The 17,271-nt window shown below is 62.7% G+C and carries 18 protein-coding genes; 7 read left to right on the plus strand and 11 right to left on the minus strand.

Annotated features, from left to right (window positions below; translation table 11 throughout):
• Positions 1-15: 15 nt before the first annotated feature.
• From AACQ95_RS00365 to tldD, 3 genes are all read left to right on the plus strand, one after another.
• Complete coding sequence (locus AACQ95_RS00365; RefSeq protein WP_241280139.1) at positions 16-336, plus strand: Dabb family protein; 321 nt, start codon at positions 16-18, stop codon at positions 334-336.
• Between the two features lie 25 nt (positions 337-361).
• The gene (locus tag AACQ95_RS00370; RefSeq protein WP_241280141.1) at positions 362-1,183 is read left to right on the plus strand and encodes a carbon-nitrogen hydrolase family protein; all 822 of its coding nucleotides are present in this window, start codon (positions 362-364) and stop codon (positions 1,181-1,183) included.
• A gap of 208 nt (positions 1,184-1,391) precedes the next feature.
• Positions 1,392-2,840 carry a metalloprotease TldD gene (gene tldD / locus AACQ95_RS00375; RefSeq protein ID WP_241280144.1) on the plus strand — a complete coding sequence of 483 codons (1,449 nt, stop codon included), beginning with the start codon at positions 1,392-1,394 and terminating at the stop codon, positions 2,838-2,840.
• Positions 2,841-2,984: 144 nt separating this feature from the next.
• On the opposite strand, the gene AACQ95_RS00380 is transcribed toward tldD, so the two are convergent.
• From AACQ95_RS00380 to AACQ95_RS00390, 3 genes are all read right to left on the minus strand, one after another.
• A complete protein-coding gene (locus tag AACQ95_RS00380) occupies positions 2,985-3,188 on the minus strand; it encodes a hypothetical protein (RefSeq protein ID WP_042868639.1) in 204 nt (67 codons plus the stop codon).
• Between the two features lie 161 nt (positions 3,189-3,349).
• On the minus strand, positions 3,350-4,066 hold the full coding sequence (locus tag AACQ95_RS00385; protein WP_043139769.1) for a MarC family NAAT transporter: 717 nt from the start codon (positions 4,064-4,066) through the stop codon (positions 3,350-3,352).
• Positions 4,067-4,201: 135 nt separating this feature from the next.
• Positions 4,202-5,518 (minus strand): MFS transporter, encoded by a 1,317-nt coding sequence (locus AACQ95_RS00390; RefSeq protein WP_241280146.1) that lies wholly within the window; start codon positions 5,516-5,518, stop codon positions 4,202-4,204.
• A 247-nt stretch (positions 5,519-5,765) separates the two neighbouring features.
• On the opposite strand from AACQ95_RS00390, the gene AACQ95_RS00395 reads away from it, so the two are divergent.
• The gene (locus AACQ95_RS00395) at positions 5,766-6,449 is read left to right on the plus strand and encodes an adenine nucleotide alpha hydrolase (protein ID WP_241280147.1); all 684 of its coding nucleotides are present in this window, start codon (positions 5,766-5,768) and stop codon (positions 6,447-6,449) included.
• Here the strand turns inward: AACQ95_RS00395 and AACQ95_RS00400 are convergent.
• Genes AACQ95_RS00400 through AACQ95_RS00420 form a run of 5 tightly spaced genes read right to left on the minus strand, consistent with a single transcriptional unit; the run spans position 6,446 to position 12,934 of the window.
• The gene (locus AACQ95_RS00400) at positions 6,446-7,576 is read right to left on the minus strand and encodes an HD-GYP domain-containing protein (protein WP_043134915.1); all 1,131 of its coding nucleotides are present in this window, start codon (positions 7,574-7,576) and stop codon (positions 6,446-6,448) included. The genes AACQ95_RS00395 and AACQ95_RS00400 overlap by 4 nt on opposite strands.
• 10 nt (positions 7,577-7,586) lie before the next feature.
• Complete coding sequence (locus tag AACQ95_RS00405; protein ID WP_241280148.1) at positions 7,587-10,253, minus strand: response regulator; 2,667 nt, start codon at positions 10,251-10,253, stop codon at positions 7,587-7,589.
• Positions 10,254-11,318, minus strand: coding sequence for an ATP-binding SpoIIE family protein phosphatase (locus tag AACQ95_RS00410; protein WP_241280149.1), 1,065 nt, complete (start codon positions 11,316-11,318; stop codon positions 10,254-10,256). It abuts the gene before it with no gap.
• A 5-nt stretch (positions 11,319-11,323) separates the two neighbouring features.
• Positions 11,324-11,695 carry an anti-anti-sigma factor gene (locus AACQ95_RS00415; protein WP_098984970.1) on the minus strand — a complete coding sequence of 124 codons (372 nt, stop codon included), beginning with the start codon at positions 11,693-11,695 and terminating at the stop codon, positions 11,324-11,326.
• Positions 11,696-11,710: 15 nt separating this feature from the next.
• On the minus strand, positions 11,711-12,934 hold the full coding sequence (locus AACQ95_RS00420; protein ID WP_241280150.1) for a PAS domain-containing protein: 1,224 nt from the start codon (positions 12,932-12,934) through the stop codon (positions 11,711-11,713).
• Between the two features lie 293 nt (positions 12,935-13,227).
• On the opposite strand from AACQ95_RS00420, the gene aphA reads away from it, so the two are divergent.
• Entirely contained in the window at positions 13,228-13,938 is a 711-nt protein-coding gene (gene aphA, locus AACQ95_RS00425) for an acid phosphatase AphA (RefSeq protein ID WP_241280151.1), read from the plus strand.
• Positions 13,939-14,002: 64 nt separating this feature from the next.
• Here aphA and ypfJ read toward each other — a convergent pair whose 3' ends face one another.
• The gene (ypfJ, locus tag AACQ95_RS00430; RefSeq protein ID WP_241280153.1) at positions 14,003-14,848 is read right to left on the minus strand and encodes a KPN_02809 family neutral zinc metallopeptidase; all 846 of its coding nucleotides are present in this window, start codon (positions 14,846-14,848) and stop codon (positions 14,003-14,005) included.
• Positions 14,849-14,955: 107 nt separating this feature from the next.
• On the minus strand, positions 14,956-15,219 hold the full coding sequence (locus AACQ95_RS00435) for a hypothetical protein (protein WP_043134924.1): 264 nt from the start codon (positions 15,217-15,219) through the stop codon (positions 14,956-14,958).
• A gap of 174 nt (positions 15,220-15,393) precedes the next feature.
• Here AACQ95_RS00435 and AACQ95_RS00440 point away from each other — a divergent pair, with 174 nt between their 5' ends.
• Both AACQ95_RS00440 and AACQ95_RS00445 read left to right on the plus strand, forming a co-directional pair.
• Positions 15,394-16,215 carry an HDOD domain-containing protein gene (locus AACQ95_RS00440; RefSeq protein ID WP_043134925.1) on the plus strand — a complete coding sequence of 274 codons (822 nt, stop codon included), beginning with the start codon at positions 15,394-15,396 and terminating at the stop codon, positions 16,213-16,215.
• A 118-nt stretch (positions 16,216-16,333) separates the two neighbouring features.
• Complete coding sequence (locus tag AACQ95_RS00445; protein WP_241280155.1) at positions 16,334-16,855, plus strand: GNAT family N-acetyltransferase; 522 nt, start codon at positions 16,334-16,336, stop codon at positions 16,853-16,855.
• Between the two features lie 152 nt (positions 16,856-17,007).
• Here AACQ95_RS00445 and AACQ95_RS00450 read toward each other — a convergent pair whose 3' ends face one another.
• The gene (locus AACQ95_RS00450; protein WP_098980954.1) at positions 17,008-17,184 is read right to left on the minus strand and encodes a hypothetical protein; all 177 of its coding nucleotides are present in this window, start codon (positions 17,182-17,184) and stop codon (positions 17,008-17,010) included.
• Positions 17,185-17,271: the final 87 nt, after the last annotated feature.

The following is a 17,271-nucleotide window of genomic DNA, read 5'->3' on the forward strand; positions in this document are numbered from 1 at the left end:
CACAAGGAGTGAGCCATGATCCGACATATTCTGCTGATCACCTTCAAGGGTGAGGCCAGCCCCGACGATATCGCAGCCGTCAGGGCGGCCTTTCTCGCCATCCCCCATCAGGTCAGTGGCGTGCTGGCGGTGGAGTGGGGCCAAAATGACAGTCCGGAGGGGCGTGCCGAAGGTTTTACCCACAGCGTGCTGATGACCTTCGCCGACGAGGCCGCCCGCCAGCGCTATCTGCCCCATCCAGATCACGACGCTCTCAAGACACTCTTTCGTCCCGTGCTGGATCGCATCATAGTGCTGGATTACACCCTGCAAGCGGGGGATGCTGTCACTGTCTGACGGCCCGAGCGACAAGGAGAGAGTCATGTGGTTAGCCGCAATACAGCTGGTGTCCGGCCGTCGCTGGCAGGATAACCGGGAGCAGATCGCCGCCGAGCTGGCGGCGCTGCCCAAAGAGCGGCCACTGCTGGTGCTGCTGCCGGAGAACTTCGCCCTGTTTGGCGAGCGGCAGGGCTATCTGGACGGGGCCGAGACCATAGGCCCCGGTCTGGGCGGAGCAGCGCCGATCCAGCAACAGCTGGCCGAGTGGGCCCGCGACTACGGCATCTGGCTGGTGGCCGGTGCCATGCCGACCACCATCGCCGGTTCGGAGCATATCCACACCAGCTCGCTGGTGTTCGACCCGAGCGGCGAGCTCAAGGGCCACTACCACAAGATCCACCTGTTCGATGTGGACGTGGCCGATAATCAGGGTCGCTACCGGGAGTCGGAGACCTTCAGCCCGGGGAGCCAGCCTGTGCTGGTGGACTCCCCCTTTGGTCCCCTCGGCCTCTCTATCTGTTATGATCTGCGCTTTCCCGAGCTTTACCGCCAGCTGGCCCGGGCCGGAGCCCGCGTGCTGCTGGTGCCTGCCGCCTTTACCGCCGTGACTGGCGAGGCGCACTGGGAGCCGCTGCTGCGGGCCCGCGCCATCGAAAACCAGTGCTATCTGGTGGCCGCCAATCAGGGCGGTACCCACGAGACGGGGCGCCAGACCTGGGGCCACAGCATGGTGATCGACCCCTGGGGCCGGGTGCTGGCCTGCCAGCCAGCGGGCCGTGCCACAGTGCTGGCAAAGATGGATGCCGGGCTTGTCGATGAATTGAAGCGCACCATGCCGGTGCTGAGCCACGCCCGCCTGCTTTGACGGTATGGTGCTGAATTGAAACGCAGCCGCTGACCGGTACTAAGCCGGGTCCGGCTGTGGTCGGGTCGATTGGGCAAAGCCTGTTCGGCCGTGATGCAGACCCTATGCAATTGGATTCGCAGCCATTCGATGATGCCGCCATGCGGCCAATCGACCCTGCGAGTCGACAAACGGTTAAAACATCTCGTTACGAGAGTGGAGAAGAAGATTGAGTCTATTGAGCCAGGTTAGTGCCTCCCTGTTGGCCCCGAACGACCTAGATGAAGGGCGGCTGCAACAGCTGCTCGGCAGCCTGATGAGCCATCAGGTGGAGTTCGGCGACCTCTATTTCCAGCGCAGCTGGCACGAGTCCTGGATGCTGGAAGACGGCATCGTCAAGGATGGCAGCTACAACATAGACCAGGGTGTCGGGGTCCGCGCCGTCAGTGGCGAGAAGACGGGCTTCGCCTATTCCGATGAGCTGAGCCTGCTGGCGCTGCAACAGTCGGTTACCGCTGCCCGTGGCATAGCCGCCGCCGGCGCGCAGGGCAAGGTGAAGGCCTGGGCCCGCACTGAGGCCAATCTGCTCTATCCGGCCATGGATCCGCTGCAGACCCTCGACAAGCACCAGAAGATCGCCCTGCTGGAGCAGATGGACAAGTTTGCCCGCAGCCTGGATCCCGCGATCAATCAGGTGATGGCCTCCATCAGCGGCGTCTATGAGGAGATCCTGGTGGCCGCCACCGACGGCACGCTCGCCGCCGACGTGCGCCCGCTGGTACGTTTGTCGGTGACTGTGATCGCCGAGAAAGGGGATCGCCGGGAGCGCGGCAGTGCGGGTGGCGGTGGTCGCTGTGGTTATGCTTACTTCCTGGAGCTGGACGGGCTGGAGAGCCGGGCCTTTGGCTATGTGCGCGAAGCCGTGCGTCAGGCGCTGGTCAACCTCGAGGCCATAGACGCCCCGGCCGGCACCATGCCGGTGGTGCTCGGCGCCGGCTGGCCAGGCGTGCTGCTGCACGAAGCCGTGGGCCATGGTCTGGAGGGGGACTTCAACCGCAAGGGCTCGTCCGCCTTCGCAGGTCGCATCGGCGAGCAGGTCGCCTCCAAACATTGCACCATAGTCGATGACGGTACCCTGCCGGGTCGGCGCGGCTCCGTCAGCATAGATGACGAGGGGACGCCGGGCGGCTACAACGTCTTGATCGAAAACGGGATCCTGAAAGGTTATCTGCAAGACAAGCAGAACGCCCGCCTGATGGGCGTGCCGCTCACCGGCAACGGTCGCCGCGAATCCTACGCCGCCCTGCCGATGCCGCGCATGACCAACACCTACATGCTGGCGGGTCAGTATGATCCGGCGGAGATCATCGCCTCGGTGAAGAAGGGCATCTATGCCCCCAACTTCGGCGGCGGTCAGGTGGACATCACCTCCGGCAAGTTCGTCTTTTCCGCCTCCGAGGCCTACCTCATCGAGGATGGCAAGATAACGACCCCCATCAAGGGCGCGACCCTGATCGGCAACGGCCCCGAGGCCATGAGCCAGGTCTCCATGGTGGGTCGGGATCTGGCGCTCGATCGCGGAGTCGGCGTCTGCGGCAAGGAGGGGCAGAGCATTCCAGTCGGGGTCGGCCAGCCCACCCTCAAGCTGGACCAGCTCACAGTGGGTGGCACCTCCTAGGTTGGGTCGGCCGCGCCGTGCATAACCCGACGCTGCATCTGCAAAGTCAAACCCCGGCACCTGCCGGGGTTTTGTCATTCAGGCAGACGGCAACCAACAAAAAGCCCCGGCACATGGCCGGGGCTGGTGGATAGGGTGACTGGGTCAGTTGACCGATATGGCTCTGGCGTCTATGTAGAAGCGCGCATTGCCTTGTGGATCGACCCTGATCTGGGCAACCAGACGATCGCTCTGTTTGTATTCCCACCGTGTTTTTATCCTGGCCAGGGCGGGGCTGGCTGCACCGACCACATTCAGATATTCATGAAACAGGCTGTAGCTTCCAATCTCGGTCAGCATCTTTTCCATTTGCACATCTCCTGCAGTGAGTGGGTGTCTCCACCCACAAACCTATCAAGCACACTCTGAATCGAGTCTGTACAAAAAACACACTATCTCATTTATGTGTCAGCAACATGATCAGGCGCAAGATCAGTGACGATTGTCGGCGGTTATGACACCGTTTTCAGTCAGGGCTGGCGGGCCTCTTCCAATTGTTCGAGTGCACCGGATACATGTGGCAATGCAGGTGCCGTTTGTGCCGCAGTGGCGCCGTGGAACACGGGATCCTGTGCCACTTCCTTGATGCCGTTGATGCAGAACTGCATGCCCATGCACACCAGCAGGAAGCCCATGATCCGGGTCATGGCATCTATGCCGGTGGCACCGAGGATCTTGCAGACAGGATCCGCCAGCTTGAGCACGCCCCAGCTGAGTGCGCTCATCAGGGCGAAGGCGGTCACCATGGCGGCATAGATGGTGAAACGGTTGTACTCGTCGGGCAGCTCGGCTATCTGGGCGGCGCCGCTGATCACCAGCGCCATGGTGCCCGGCCCGCACATGCTGGGCATGGTCAGCGGCACGAAGGCAATGCTCTGGTTGATATCGACCCCGGCCGCCTGGCTCGGGGCCGGGAACAGCATGCGAAAGCCGATGAAGGCGATGATGAGACCGCCGGCCAGGCGCAGGCCGGGAATGGAGATCCCGAACAGATCCAGAATGGAGGAGCCGATGAAGAAGCTGACGCAGAGGGTGCAGAACAGATAGATGGCGGCCAGATTGATCTGGCGGCGCACGTGCTCACGGGACATGCCCTTGCTCAGCCCCAGCAGCAGGGTGGCCGTGGTGGGTGGATTGACCATGGGCAGCAGGGCAAGCAAGGCGAGAAATACGACCTGAAAGAACATCATGAACCTCGGATGACTAGAGTGGAGGAGTGTCCCGGGCCGTCGACAGGCCCGAGAGGGAGGCTATCTTATGTCGGCCGGGCTGAACACCAGCCATATGAAAAAAGCCCCGATTTCAGTGGGGCTTGCGAGGGGTCAGGCGATTTGCGGCGCAGCCTGCCGTTGGCTGCGCTGTTGCAGCCAGAGCAGCAGGCCGAGCACGAAGCCGAGCGCAGCCAGGCTCACCACATAGTGGGAGGGGGCCAGCACGTCCTCCTTCATCCAGAGCGTGACCAGCATGGGTGTCAGGCCGCCGAAGATGGCGTAGGCCACGTTGTAGGAGAACGACAGCCCGGAGAAACGCACCACTGCCGGGAAGGCGTTGACCATGACGTAGGGCACGGCGCCGACGATCCCGACCGCGAAGCCCGCCAGCATGTAGAGCGGGATCAGCTGGTCCATGCCGGTCGCCAGGCCGTGGTAGAAGGCGTAGCTGGCGCCGGCCAGCAACAGGGAGCCCAGCATGAAGGTGGGACCGCTGCCGAGGGCATCGATCAGCCGGCCATAGAAGATGCAGCCCAGGGTCAGGGCCAGGATGGCCAGGGAGTTGGCGGTCAGGGCATCGGCGGGGCTGATGCCATGCACCTTCTGCAGGTAGGTGGGGGTCATCAGGATCACCACGACTATGCCAGCGGAGAGCAACCAGGTCAGCAGCATGGAGATCAGCACGCTGCCCTTGTGGTTGCGCAGCACAGTCTTGAGCGGCAGCTCTTCCGCCAGTGCCTTGTTGGCCTGCATCTCGGCGAAGACAGGGGTCTCGTGCAGCCAGCGTCGCAGGTACATGGCGACTATGCCGAACGCTCCGCCGAGTACGAAGGCCAGACGCCAACCCCAGTCGCTCACCTCGGCCGGGCTCATGCCGCGGTTGATGGCGGTGGCCACCAGGGAGCCAAGCAGTATGCCGGCCGTCAATCCTGCGGTGAGGGTACCGCAGGCGACGCCGATCCGGCGGGCGGGCACGTGCTCCGCCACGAACACCCAGGCACCCGGCACTTCGCCACCGATGGCGGCTCCCTGCAGGATCCGCAGCAGCAGCAACAGCAGGGGGGCGGCGATGCCGAGCGTGGCGTAGGTGGGCAGCAGGCCAATCAGCAAGGTCGGCAGCGCCATCAGCAATATGCTGAGGGTGAACATGCGCTTGCGGCCGATGAGATCGCCGAAGTGGGCCATGATGATGCCGCCGAGGGGGCGGGCCAGATAGCCGGCGGCGAAGATGCCGAAGGTCTGGAACTGGCGCAGCCACTCGGGAATGTCGGCCGGGAAGAACAGCTCGCCGATCACCACGGCGAAGAAGACGAAGATGATAAAGTCGTAGAATTCGAGGGCGCCACCGAGGGCGGCCAGGCTCAGGGTCTTGTAATCCTGTCGGTTGAGGGGACGGCTGTGGTCGTAAGCTTGCGTGACTGTCGTCATATCCTTATGTTTCCCATCGTTTTTTTAGTTATTGTTCCCCATCCTTTGAGGGGACACGCTCATGACCGAGGGTATGCTTTTGCATCCCGGTATGTAAATCGCACAATTCGCAACACTGTCTTGCAGCTTTTTGGTGCAGCGAGGCGGGGAACCGGGCCCATATCCGGGAGCCTGCTCCCGGGGCGAATGACTACAACTATACCCGGGTACTCAACCCGTTTCCGGGTACAAGACAGCTGGAGAAATCATGAAGAAAACCAAGGTGTTGCTCTCCTGGAGCAGCGGCAAGGACAGCGCCTGGGCGCTGCACACATTGCGGCAGGATCCGGCCATCGAGGTGGTGGGTCTGTTTACCACCCTCAATCAGACCTTCGAGCGGGTGGCCATGCACGGGGTGCGCAAGCAGTTGCTGATGCAGCAGGCCGAGTGCGTTGGCTTGCCGCTGACCGCCATCGATCTGCCCTGGCCCTGCACCAATGAGGATTACGCCCGCATCATGACCGACTTCATCGCGGGCGTGGTGGCAGAGGGGATCCACCAGATGGCGTTTGGTGATCTCTTTCTCGAGGATGTGCGCGCCTATCGGGAGAAACAGCTGCTGGGAACGGGCATTGAGCCGCTGTTTCCGCTGTGGGGCAGCGACACGGCCAAGCTGGCGCAGCATATGATGGCGGCTGGGCTCAGGGCCAGGATCAGCTCCCTGGATCCGAAGAAACTGGATGCCAGCCTGGGCGGCCACGAGTTTGATCCCGCCTTGCTGGCGGCCCTGCCAGCCGGGGTGGATCCCTGCGGCGAGAATGGCGAGTTTCATACCCTGGCCTGGGACGGCCCCATGTTCCTGCGGCCGTTGACCATACGGGTCGGAGAGACTGTAGAGCGGGATGGCTTCGTCTTCACCGACCTGCTGCCTGCCGACCTCCCTATCGTCTAGTCGGTATTTGTCTCCCGCTCGCCCTTGTCGTCGTTGTAGCGTAGGGCTATGTCGTGAAACTGCGAGTGGATGCGGGCGAAGGTATCCGTGATGTCGGGGTCGAAGTGGCTGCTGCGCCCCGCCAATATGATGGGAACCACCTCATCGTGGGACATGGCGGCCTTGTAGCAGCGCTTGCTGATCAAGGCATCGTACACATCCGCCAGCGCCATCAGCCTGGCCGAGAGGGGGATCTCGTCCCCCATCAGGCCATAGGGGTAGCCGGTGCCATCCCACTTCTCATGGTGGTAACAGGCGATCTCCTTGGCCAGGCGCAGAAACTCGACCTCCACCCCCAGCGCCTCCTCGGCATGGACTATGGCCTCCTTGCCGAGGATGGAGTGATGCTTCATCTGGGCAAATTCGTCTGCATCCAGCTTGCCGGGTTTTAGCAGGATCCGGTCCGGCACGCCGACCTTGCCGATGTCGTGCAGGGGCGCCGACTTGAACAGCAGTTCTATGGTCTTGGGGGTCAGCTCGGCGCGAAAGCGGGGGTGATCGCACAGGGTTTCCGCCAGCAGCTTCACGTAGTGCTGGGTGCGCAGTATGTGGTTGCCGGTCTCGTTGTCGCGGGTCTCGGCCAGAGAGGCGAGTGAGTGGATGGTGATGTTCTGGATCAGCTCGTTCTCCCGGGTGCGCCGTTCCACCTCCTGCTCCAGATAGGCGTTCTGGTCGTGCAGCAGGTCCCGCGCGGCTTTCAGCTCCAGATGGTTTCTGACGCGGGCCAGCACGATGGCGGGGGTGATCGGCTTGTGGATATAGTCCACCGCGCCCAGCGCCAGCCCGTGTGCCTCCGCGCTCTCCTCTACCTTGGCGGTCAGGAAGATCACTGGAATGTCCCGCGTCTGTGGCATCTCCTGCAGCGCCTGCATCACCTGGTAACCGTCCATCAGGGGCATCACCACATCGAGCAGGATCAGATCCACCCGGGTTCCGGCCGACAGTATCTCCAGCGCCCGCCGGCCGCTGATGGCCACCTTGACTCTATAGTGAGGGCTCAGCAAGGCGCTGAGCAGGGAGAGATTCTCCGGCGTGTCATCGACCACCAGCAGGGTGGGTTTGGTGTCGGGATCCAGCAAATTGAGCATGATGGTGCCCTCACTCTTGGTTGAACAGATCGGGCTTGAGGGCCCGGACTTGTTGCAGATGTGCCAATGCGTCGGTGAAGCGGAACCGGGTCATGGCGCTGGCCATGGCCGGTGCGGCTTCCTCCAGCAAGGGGGCGAGCCTGGCCTGATGGTGCTGGAACAGGATGAAGGCCTCGGCATCATCCTCCAGCAGCAACTGGGTCAGCCGTGTCAGTACGGACGCTATGTCCGGTTGCGGCAGCTCGGGTCGAGCCGGGGAGGCCTGGGGGGGCAGCAGGGGGAGCAAGCCATCGGTCAGTTGCTGCTGCATCTGCAACCCCTGCTCGGCCAGGGGTAACAGGCTGCTGGCATCGTCTCCCCGGGCGATGGCACTCTCCAGCCGGGCCGCTATGTCCCGTAGCGGGTCGGCGCCCAGGGTGGCGGCTATGCCCTTGAGAGTATGGGCTTGCCGATGCGCCTCTTCGCTATCGTTGTTCTGCAGGGCGGCGATCAGATGCTGCATGGGTTGAACGCCCTGCTGGGCGAAGCGGCGCAGCAGGTCCCGATACCACTCCCAGTTATGCATCAGGCGCTGCAGTGCTGTCTCTGCCTTGAACCCGAGCGCCTGCAACTGCGCCTGCAAGGGCTCCTCGCGCTGGGTCACCGAGGACTTGATCCGCCCCCCGGTTTCACGGCTGAAGGAGGTCGCCCAGCGCTGCAGGGCGGCATAAAGCTTGTCGGGATCTATGGGTTTGGCGATGTGGTCATCCATGCCAGCCTCCAGGCAGCGCTCCCGATCGCCGGCCATGACATTGGCCGTCATCGCCAGGATCGGGATGTGATGCCCCTCGCGCTCCTGCAGGCGCAGTAGCCGGGTAGCGGCCAGCCCGTCCATCACCGGCATCTGCATGTCCATCAGGATCAGGTCGTAGTGCGCTTGCTCCGCCATCTTCAGGGCGATGGCGCCATTGGCGGCTATGTCGACCTTGGCCCCGACCGCTCGCAGCAGCTCCCGCGCCACCTGCTGGTTCAGCTCGTTATCTTCCGCCAGCAGTATGGTGAGCCCGTCGAAGCGGTAGCTGTGGGCCGGTTGTTGTGACTTGAAGGCGACCGGCGTGGCTTGCTGGCCAAACAGACCTATGACGGTATCAAACAGCACTGAGGCGCACACCGGCTTGACCAGTACCCGGTCAAATCCGGCGGCCTCCGCCTCGCGAAATACCTCCTCCCGTCCGTAACCCGTCACCATGACCCGGTAGGGGCGTTGGGTGAAGCCGCGGGCGATGAGGCGGCGACCCGTTTCTATGCCATCCAGCCCCGGCATGTGCCAATCCAGCAGCACCACCTCATAGGGTCTCCCCTCCTGCTCGGCGCTGGCGATCATCTGCAGCGCCTGCTGGCCAGACTCTGCGGTGTCCACCACGAAGCTCATGCTGCTCAGCAGAGCGGCCAGTATGGTGCGGGAGCTGGCGCTGTCGTCGGTTACCAGCATGCGGCGGCCGCGCAGATCCAGGCTGGGCAGGTAGCGGGATCTGTACCTGCCCCGGCCAAGGCGGGCGGTAAACCAGAAGGTGCTGCCCTGGCCCGGTTCGCTCTGCACCCCCACCTCGCCTCCCATCAGCCCAGCCAGTTTGCGGGAGATGGCGAGTCCGAGGCCGGTGCCACCGTACTTACGGGTGGTGGAGCTGTCTGCCTGCTGGAAGGACTGGAACAGCCGCTGCTGTTGTTCCTGGCTCATGCCGATCCCCGTGTCCTGCACCGAGCAGTGCAGCAGCACCTCCTGCGGCAGCTTCTCCAGGCAGCTGACCTTGACCAGGATCTCGCCCTGCTCGGTGAACTTGACCGCGTTGTTGGCGTAGTTGATCAGGATCTGGCCGAGGCGCAGCGGATCGCCATAGAGCAGGGTATCGAGCTGGTGGTCGACCTCGAACAGCAACTCTATGCCCTTGGCCTCGGCCTTCTCGCCCACCAGGGTCGCTAGGTTTTCCAGCACATGGTCGAGATCGAATTCGATCCGCTCCAGATCCAGCTTGCCGGCCTCTATCTTGGAGAAGTCGAGGATGTCGTTGATGATGCCGAGCAGGTGCTGGGCGGAGCGCTGGATCTTGCCCACGTAGTCGAACTGCTGCGGGTCGAGCCGGGTTTGCAGGGCGAGGTGGGCCATGCCGAGGATGGCGTTCATGGGGGTGCGGATCTCGTGGCTCATGTTGGCGAGAAAGTCGCTCTTGGCCCGGGTTGCGCTCTCCGCCAGTTCATAGGCTTGTTCCAGCTCCTGATTCTTGGTCTGCATCACGGCGAACAGCTCTTCCCGGGTCGGCTCGGCGAACTGCTGCTGCATCTGTTGCAGCATGCCGTCATCCGGCCAGTGGGGCAGGTGGCAGACCAGGGCGATGGCACTGCCCGAGTGAGATACCAGCCGTATGGCGCCATGAGCGGTGCCGGGTGAACCGGGTTGCAGCGGTTCATCGGCGGCCAGGGAGAGCCAGAGCTCCTGCGTCTTGCTCTCCAGCCACAGCCGCAGTTGCAGCCAGCCGGTCGTCGCCGCCAGCTGGCGCACCAGCTCCGAGGTGGCCCCCGCCAGCGGGGCCACGAAGGTGGGGCTCTTGTCGATGCAGGTGAGAACCTGGATCACCTTGCGTCTGGCGGTGAGGGCCGCCGCCGGGCCAGAGATCCGAATGTCACCTATCAGCTGTTGCATCTAGCCTTCCTCCTCCGGTTGCACCCGCAATATTATGCAGCTTGCATCGTCCGTACTGCGGCCGCTGTGGGCTATGACCTGGCGAGCCAGGGTGGCGGGATCCGCCCCCAGTTCCAGTGCGCCGTCGCGCAGGTTGAGTGATTCGCTGATGCCATCCGAGTAGAGCATCACCACATCCCCCGGCACTATGGGTTGACGTTGCAGCAAGGGGGTTGGGAAACGCTCCCCCAGCACGCCGTCGCGGGAGATGCCGCGCCAGGGCTCGTGGCCACGCAGGCAGATGCGGGTATTGCCGATGCCGGCATAGCTCAGCTCGCCGCGTTCGCCATTGATCAGCGCCACGCCGGCGGCGGCTCCCCGGGTGCCGATGCAGTGCTGGTGGAGCAGGTGCAGCAGACGGGCAGGCTCCTGCTCCTGGCTGTTGTGCAGCGCCTCCTCGAGGATCTGCACCAGCTTGTTGGCCGAGGCACCGTGGCCGCTCACATCGATCAGCACCAACGAGACCCCGTCGGGGCCTGGGCGAATAAAGGCCAAGTCGCCCGAGACCCGCTCCGGATAGCAGGGCCGGTTCTCGCTGGCCCACTCCAGTGTCAGCGCGCGGGTGTTCGACACCTGAGTGGGCAGGGTGACGCGGGCCATCGAGGGTGCCGCCCCGAGCCACTTGCGGGCCTGTACCAGGGTGCCCCCCTCGGGCGGTGTGCTGATGGTGAGTTCGGACATCATGCGCCGCACGCCGGGCAGCCCCAGCCCAAGCGTGCCCGAGGTGCTGTAGTGATCCTGCATGGCCTGGTGCACGTCCGGGATGCCGGGCCCCTTGTCACGGGCGATGATGTCGATGCAGGGGCGTCCCTTGGGGTGATTGAGAGCCAGGGTGATCTCCCCCTTCGTGGCGTATTTCAGGATATTGCTGCCAAGCTCGGAGACCACGGTGGAGAGCATGGCGCGGTCCACCTCGGACAGGCTGGCGATGAAGGGGAGACGACGCACCGCCATCACCGTCAGGTGCAGGTCGATGTCGTGGCGCAACGGATACCTGGCTTCCTGCGCTGTCTGTTCCAGTTGCATGGGATTTACTCCTCGGCCTTGAGGCGATTGACATGGGCGAAGGCATCGTCCATGTCGATGAAGCAGCGCAGCTGTCCCGGCTGCGCCTCGGCCAGCGCCAGAAAGGCGGCGATCCCAGCATTCAACCCGACCAGCAGGCAGATGGCGCCGAGCAGGCGGCACACGTCGGCCAGCTTGCACACCTGTCTGAATTCGTGGTGATCGAGCAGCATGACGCCGGAGAAGTCGAGCAACACGGCGCGCTGACGGCCCTGTACCAGCCGTTGGGAGAGGGTCTGCATCAGCAGTTGCATGCCGTCGTCACCGAGATCGGGACGCATGCTGACCACGACGCAGTCAGCCACATTGGCTATGCCCAGATCGTTGTTGAGCTGCATGGTCATGGTCGGCTCCTAGAGGGTGGATCCGACCCGCTTGAGGGCAATTTCGAAGGCATCCCTCAGGGTCGCCGTGGTGCGGATATCGCCGACCGAGACCCCCAGCTCCACCATGGTGCGGGCGATGGCGGGAGAGACCCCTGAGATGATGGCCTCGCACCCCATGAACTGGGTCGCCTTGGTGATCTTGATCAACTGGTTGGCGACCCCGGTATCCACGGTGGCGACGCCGGCTATGTCCAGCACGAAGACCCGGGCCCGGGTCTCGGCAATCTTGGTGAGCGACTTGTTCATCACGTCGGCGGTACGCATGGAGTCTATGATCCCCACCAGCGGCAGCAGCAGGATGCCGTCCCAGATGGGGGTGACCGGGGTCGACATCTCCTGCAGCGACTTGTGCAGCTCCTCGCGCACCCTGGCGGCCTCTTCCGCCTCCTCCATGGCTCGTTTGAGCTGACGGTGCTGCTCCACCTGGGCCGTGATGTCGGTGGCAAACTTGACGATCTTGCTGGGCTTGCCGTTCAGATCCAGCACCGGATTGTAGGATCCCTGGATCCAGACCTCCTCGCCCTGCTTGCCGAGCCGGCAGAACTCGCCGGCCAGGTACTCGCCGCGGCGCAATGTTTCCCAGAAGGCGCGATAATCGGGCGACTGGGCGTAATCCGGGTCGACCAGCAACCTGTGGTGCTGACCCTTCAGCTCCTCCAGCTGATAGCCCACTATGTCGAGAAAGCGCGAGTTGGCATCCAGAATGGTGCCATCCAGGGAAAACTCCACCTTGCCCATGACCCGGCTCAGGGCATTGATCTGTCCCTCGAAGTTGGCGTTGAGCTGCTTTTGTTCGGTCAGATCCATGGCGTATTCGATGATCCGGATCAGCTTGCCCTGTGCATCCAGCATCGGGCTGCAGGTGCCCAGGGTCCACACATCCCGCCCCTGCTTGTCCAGCCGGTGGAACTCCCCCTCCTGTGGCTGGCCGCTGCGCAGTGCCTCCCAGAAGGCGGTATAGGATGGGGATTGCGCTTTATCCCGTGAGAGCAGCACCTCGTGGTGCTGGCCCTTGAGTTCGTCCAGCGAATAGTTCATGAGGGCGAGAAAGCGCGGGTTGGCGTCCAGGATCTGCCCGTCGGGGGAGAGTTCGAGCCGCGCCAGCATCTTGTCGATGGCGTCCATCTGGGCTTGGTGAGGGGATGATGCTGAGCCGGTCTTGGTGGAATGGGCAGAGGTGTGTGCGTCCATGGCATCTCCAGTGAGAGAATGTCGTTGATGTTGATATCAATAAAGGGTGTTAAGCAGTTATAGCTCACGCGGGCTCTTTAGGCCTGAATTAAGGGTCAAAAGGGGCTGGTGGCGATCAGATGTGACGATCGCTCGGATGAGGCCACATTCACGCGGCGCCTGGCGTTCATCCCGCGTGGAAAATACCGGTTGGCGCGAGTCACCTGGTTCCGTTTTGTGGCCGGTTTCACGGTTTCGGTCGACAGCATGGGGCAGGATTGGCACCCTGTTTTATTCACGTCACGAGTCGTACCATGCCCGCTTTCCCCCGTCTTGCCCTGCTAGCCTCCCTGTTCGCCGCAACCCTCAGCCTGCCCGCCCTGGCCGATCAGGCCGTGACCAGCCCGACCGGTGTCACGACTGTGACTCTGGCCCAGCAGGCGCCCATTCACTGGGTGTCGGTGGCGCAGATTGCCGCCAGTCTGGATGGCCTACCGCCGATGGCGGTGGGCTTCGACATCGACGACACCCTGCTCTTCTCCAGCCCGGGTTTCTATCGCGGCAAGCAGGAGTTCTCGCCCAACGACGAGAGCTACCTCAAGAATCCCGCCTTCTGGGAGAAGATGAACAACGGCTGGGATGCGTTCAGTGTGCCGAAAGAGGTGGGCAAGGCGCTGATCGCCATGCACCTCAAGCGCGGCGATCAAATCTATTTCGTCACCGGCCGTTCGGCCACCAAGACCGAAACCGTGAGCCAGACGCTGCAGCAGACCATGGGGATCCCGGCCGATCGGCTCAATCCGGTGATCTTCGCCGGCGATCAACCGGGTCAGAACACCAAGGTGCAGTGGCTCAAGGATAAACAGATGAAGATCTTCTACGGCGATGCGGACGGGGATATCAAGGCGGCGCAGGCCGTGGGTGTGCGCGGCATACGCCTGCTGCGGGCAGCCAACTCCACCTACCGGCCGCTGCCGCTGGCTGGCGCTTTGGGGGAAGAGGTGATAGTCGACTCCCAGTTCTGATCGCCGTCTTGCGGTTGGCAAAAGGGCCGGCTCCTGTCAGGAGCCGGCCCTTTTTTCCTGGCGTCTAGCGGGCGGCGAAGGTATTGCAGCTGGCGGGTTTGCCGCTGTCAAAGCCGCGCTTGAACCAGGCGTAACGCTGGGCCGAGCTGCCGTGGGTGAAGCTGTCCGGGATCACCCGGCCCTGGCTCTGCTGTTGCAGGCGGTCGTCACCTATGGCCTGGGCGGCGTTGAGCGCCTCTTCCAGATCGCCATGCTCCAGCACCTGTTCCCGCTCCATGTAGTGGCCCCAGACGCCGGCGAAGCAGTCGGCCTGCAATTCGAGTTTGACCGACAGCTTGTTCTGCTCGGCGCGGCTCAGCCCCTGTTGTTGCTGGCGCATCTTGCGTTCTATGCCGAGCAGGTTCTGCACATGGTGACCCACCTCGTGCGCCACCACATAGCCCTGGGCGAAGTCGCCGTCGGCTCCCAGCTTGTCGCGCATCTCCTGATAGAAGGAGAGGTCTATGTAGACGGTGCGATCCGCCGGGCAGTAGAAGGGACCCATCACCGACTGGCCCTGACCGCAGCCGGTGCGGGTTGCGCCGCGATAGAGCACCAGTTTGGGGGCCTGATAGGGGTTGCCGCTCTGCTGGAAGATCTCGCCCCAGGCATCTTCGGTGGAGGCCAGCATCACCGAGGTGAACTTGGCCAGGGGATCCTTGGCCGGCTGAGACACCTCCTGACGCTGGGGCTGGCTCTGGGTCGTCGGCTCGCTGAGCAGGGGGGAGAGGTCCACCCCGTAGTAGCCGGCCACCATGACTACCACCAGCAGGATCAGGCGACCCTTGCCGCCGATGGGAAGCCCGCCACCGCCGCCCTGTTGGCGCCTGTCTTCAACATTGTTGCTCTCACGGCGATTCTGCCAGCGCATAGCCTTGCTCCCCTCATGTGCAATGGCAGTAATGATAATGGCTGGCGGTGCGGCTTGCCTAACGGGGCCAGGCCTGCGGCCGGGCCGCAATCGGCTGGCAAGCGCGTTTATTCGGCCCAGGGCATCTCGGGCAGGGAGTCCAGAAACTGGGCGTAACGCTCGAGGTTGAAGGGACCCTGTTCCGCCTCCATCGCCATCAGTTCGGCGCCCAGGGCACAGGCGATGTATTGCAGCGCCTCTTCCCGTGGGGTGCCCTTCATCACCAGCCGCATCAGGGTCGCCTTGACCTGCAACGGGTGACCATCGATCAGCTGGTTGTCGACCATTTCCAGCAGGGTTTGTTCGTCAAAGAACTCGGTGGGTTCGCTCATGTTCAACTTCCTCGTCATGTCATAAAGGGTGCCAGTATAGCCACAATGCTATTAACACATTGAAATATGTCGATAAAAACATTCCTGTGAGGCCGCTTTTTGTTACCCATACTTACTGAGGGTTTGCTGTCGGCAAACGAAAGACATCATAAAATTGCATGGACGGATATCAAGATGCCCACCATAGACTCGCTGTTATCCAAGCCCCAAAATCTGCCCAATGTGCCCGAAGTCATGCGCGATCTGGTGCAGACCTTCAGTGAGAAGGAACCGGATATCCTGTTGATCGCCAAGAAGATCAACAAGGATCCCGTCATTTCGGCCAAGCTGCTGCGGCTGGCCAATTCCGCCAAGTTTGGCGGCAGTCGCCAGGTCGCCACCGTCAACGAGGCTGTGGTGCGACTCGGGGTCGATGTGGTGCGCAACATGGTGCTGGCCTGCGGTTTGACAGGCTCCATCAATGCGGTGCCCGGCATCGACCTCAAACACTTCTGGGGCAAGGTGTTCGACGTGGCCGAGCTGGCCAGACGGCTCGCCAAGCTCAAGGGCATGAAGGGGGAGGAGGTGTTCACCTGCGCCCTGCTCTATGACATGGGGCGGCTCATCATGCATGTGGGACTGCCGGAGAACATGGTGAACCACATCAAGGATCTGGAGCCCAGCAAGGGGCGCGCCAAGGCCGAGGAGCTGGTGGTAGGCTTCAACTATGCCCAGACAGGGGCCGAGATGGCCAGGCGCTGGCAATTTCCCCTCAGCATCTGCCATGCGGTGGAGTATCACTACAACCCCTTGCTGGCCAAGGAGTTCTCTGCCGAGGCTGCGCTGATCCACCTGGGCATAGTGCTGGCGGCGCAGTCGGATGTGGGGGAGGAGGCGCCGCCCGAGTGGCCCGTCCAGGTGGCCGAGCGACTCGGTCTGGCCTGGCCGGATTGTGCCGCCGTGTTCATGGCCTTGCGCGAGCAGGGCAATGGCTATGCGGGTCTGCTGGCGGCCTGAGCCTGCTCATCCTGTTATCGGGGTCGCACTGCGGCCCTTTTTCATGGGGTTTGCCTTGCCAATGAGGCGGAGCAGGGGCAGTCTTGAGGGCCTGTTTTTGTTGAAAAGAGTCCTTGCCATGATCCTCTCCGAGCGCCTGCTGCTGCGCGAACTGACCACAGCCGATACCCCCTTCATTCTCGAATTGCTCAACGACAGCGACTTTCACCGTTATATCGGTGATCGCGGCATACGCACCCTGCTCGACGCCGAAAACTACATCCAGCAGGGGCCTGCCGTCAGCTATGCCCGTCATGGCCACGGCCTCTATCTGGTCGTGCGCAGGAGCGATGAGGCCAAGCTCGGCATCTGCGGCCTTATCAAGCGCGATACCCTGCCCTGCGAGGACATAGGCTATGCCTTCCTGCCCGCCTATCGGGGTCAGGGTTACGGCATAGAAGCGGCGCAGGCTGCGCTGCAAGATGGTCGGGAGAGGCTGGGGATAGAGCGAGTGATCGCCATCGTCACCCCGGGCAACGAGCGATCGGTGGCACTGCTGGCCAAGCTGGGGCTGGTGCGCAGTCGTCTGGTCAAGCTGAGCGAGGATGCTGATGAGTGTCTGCTGCTGGAGGCGGTCGGAACTCAAACCTGTCCGGTCTGAAGCGTGCAACGGCGAGGCGTGGCTGACAGTCTGTGATGGAAGGCGCTGTGAGTGGCGCTGGTGCGGGAGAAATTAAGTTCAAGAGGTGAAACAAAGAGGCCGCCGTGAGTTGCGGCCTGTCTGCATCGGGCGCTGCCGGTTGGCAGGCAGGATCAGTTGAGGTCTTCGATGGAGAACTCGCCAGCGATACCATCACAGGAGATGGCGAAACCGCCGCTGAAGCGGGTGCTGAACTGGATCAGGAACGCATCGGAATCCTGCTCTTGTGGAGGCAGGTTGATGGGTTTGCTGCGACGCAGGGGCTTGTGTGTATGTATGGCTTTCATCATGGTATTTCTCTATATAAATTAAGTGTTTGCTCCTTGTTTTTGCAAATTTCAGGTTAATGGGCGCGGTCAACCGCCAGGGTCGACAAG

The organism is Aeromonas sp. MR19 (genome assembly GCF_963899305.1).
In the GTDB taxonomy this organism is placed as follows: domain Bacteria; phylum Pseudomonadota; class Gammaproteobacteria; order Enterobacterales; family Aeromonadaceae; genus Aeromonas; species Aeromonas bestiarum.

Excerpts from the sequence above, each read along its gene's own strand:
- AACQ95_RS00365 (WP_241280139.1), top strand. The coding sequence starts at position 16 with ATGATCCGACATATTCTGCTGATCACCTTCAAGGGTGAGGCCAGCCCC.
- AACQ95_RS00370 (WP_241280141.1), top strand. The coding sequence starts at position 362 with ATGTGGTTAGCCGCAATACAGCTGGTGTCCGGCCGTCGCTGGCAGGAT.
- AACQ95_RS00380 (WP_042868639.1), bottom strand. The coding sequence starts at position 3,188 with ATGGAAAAGATGCTGACCGAGATTGGAAGCTACAGCCTGTTTCATGAA.
- AACQ95_RS00385 (WP_043139769.1), bottom strand. The coding sequence starts at position 4,066 with ATGTTCTTTCAGGTCGTATTTCTCGCCTTGCTTGCCCTGCTGCCCATG.
- AACQ95_RS00390 (WP_241280146.1), bottom strand. The coding sequence starts at position 5,518 with ATGACGACAGTCACGCAAGCTTACGACCACAGCCGTCCCCTCAACCGA.
- AACQ95_RS00395 (WP_241280147.1), top strand. The coding sequence starts at position 5,766 with ATGAAGAAAACCAAGGTGTTGCTCTCCTGGAGCAGCGGCAAGGACAGC.
- AACQ95_RS00400 (WP_043134915.1), bottom strand. The coding sequence starts at position 7,576 with ATGCTCAATTTGCTGGATCCCGACACCAAACCCACCCTGCTGGTGGTC.
- AACQ95_RS00405 (WP_241280148.1), bottom strand. The coding sequence starts at position 10,253 with ATGCAACAGCTGATAGGTGACATTCGGATCTCTGGCCCGGCGGCGGCC.
- AACQ95_RS00410 (WP_241280149.1), bottom strand. The coding sequence starts at position 11,318 with ATGCAACTGGAACAGACAGCGCAGGAAGCCAGGTATCCGTTGCGCCAC.
- AACQ95_RS00415 (WP_098984970.1), bottom strand. The coding sequence starts at position 11,695 with ATGCAGCTCAACAACGATCTGGGCATAGCCAATGTGGCTGACTGCGTC.
- AACQ95_RS00420 (WP_241280150.1), bottom strand. The coding sequence starts at position 12,934 with ATGGACGCACACACCTCTGCCCATTCCACCAAGACCGGCTCAGCATCA.
- aphA (WP_241280151.1), top strand. The coding sequence starts at position 13,228 with ATGCCCGCTTTCCCCCGTCTTGCCCTGCTAGCCTCCCTGTTCGCCGCA.
- ypfJ (WP_241280153.1), bottom strand. The coding sequence starts at position 14,848 with ATGCGCTGGCAGAATCGCCGTGAGAGCAACAATGTTGAAGACAGGCGC.
- AACQ95_RS00435 (WP_043134924.1), bottom strand. The coding sequence starts at position 15,219 with ATGAGCGAACCCACCGAGTTCTTTGACGAACAAACCCTGCTGGAAATG.
- AACQ95_RS00440 (WP_043134925.1), top strand. The coding sequence starts at position 15,394 with ATGCCCACCATAGACTCGCTGTTATCCAAGCCCCAAAATCTGCCCAAT.
- AACQ95_RS00445 (WP_241280155.1), top strand. The coding sequence starts at position 16,334 with ATGATCCTCTCCGAGCGCCTGCTGCTGCGCGAACTGACCACAGCCGAT.
- AACQ95_RS00450 (WP_098980954.1), bottom strand. The coding sequence starts at position 17,184 with ATGATGAAAGCCATACATACACACAAGCCCCTGCGTCGCAGCAAACCC.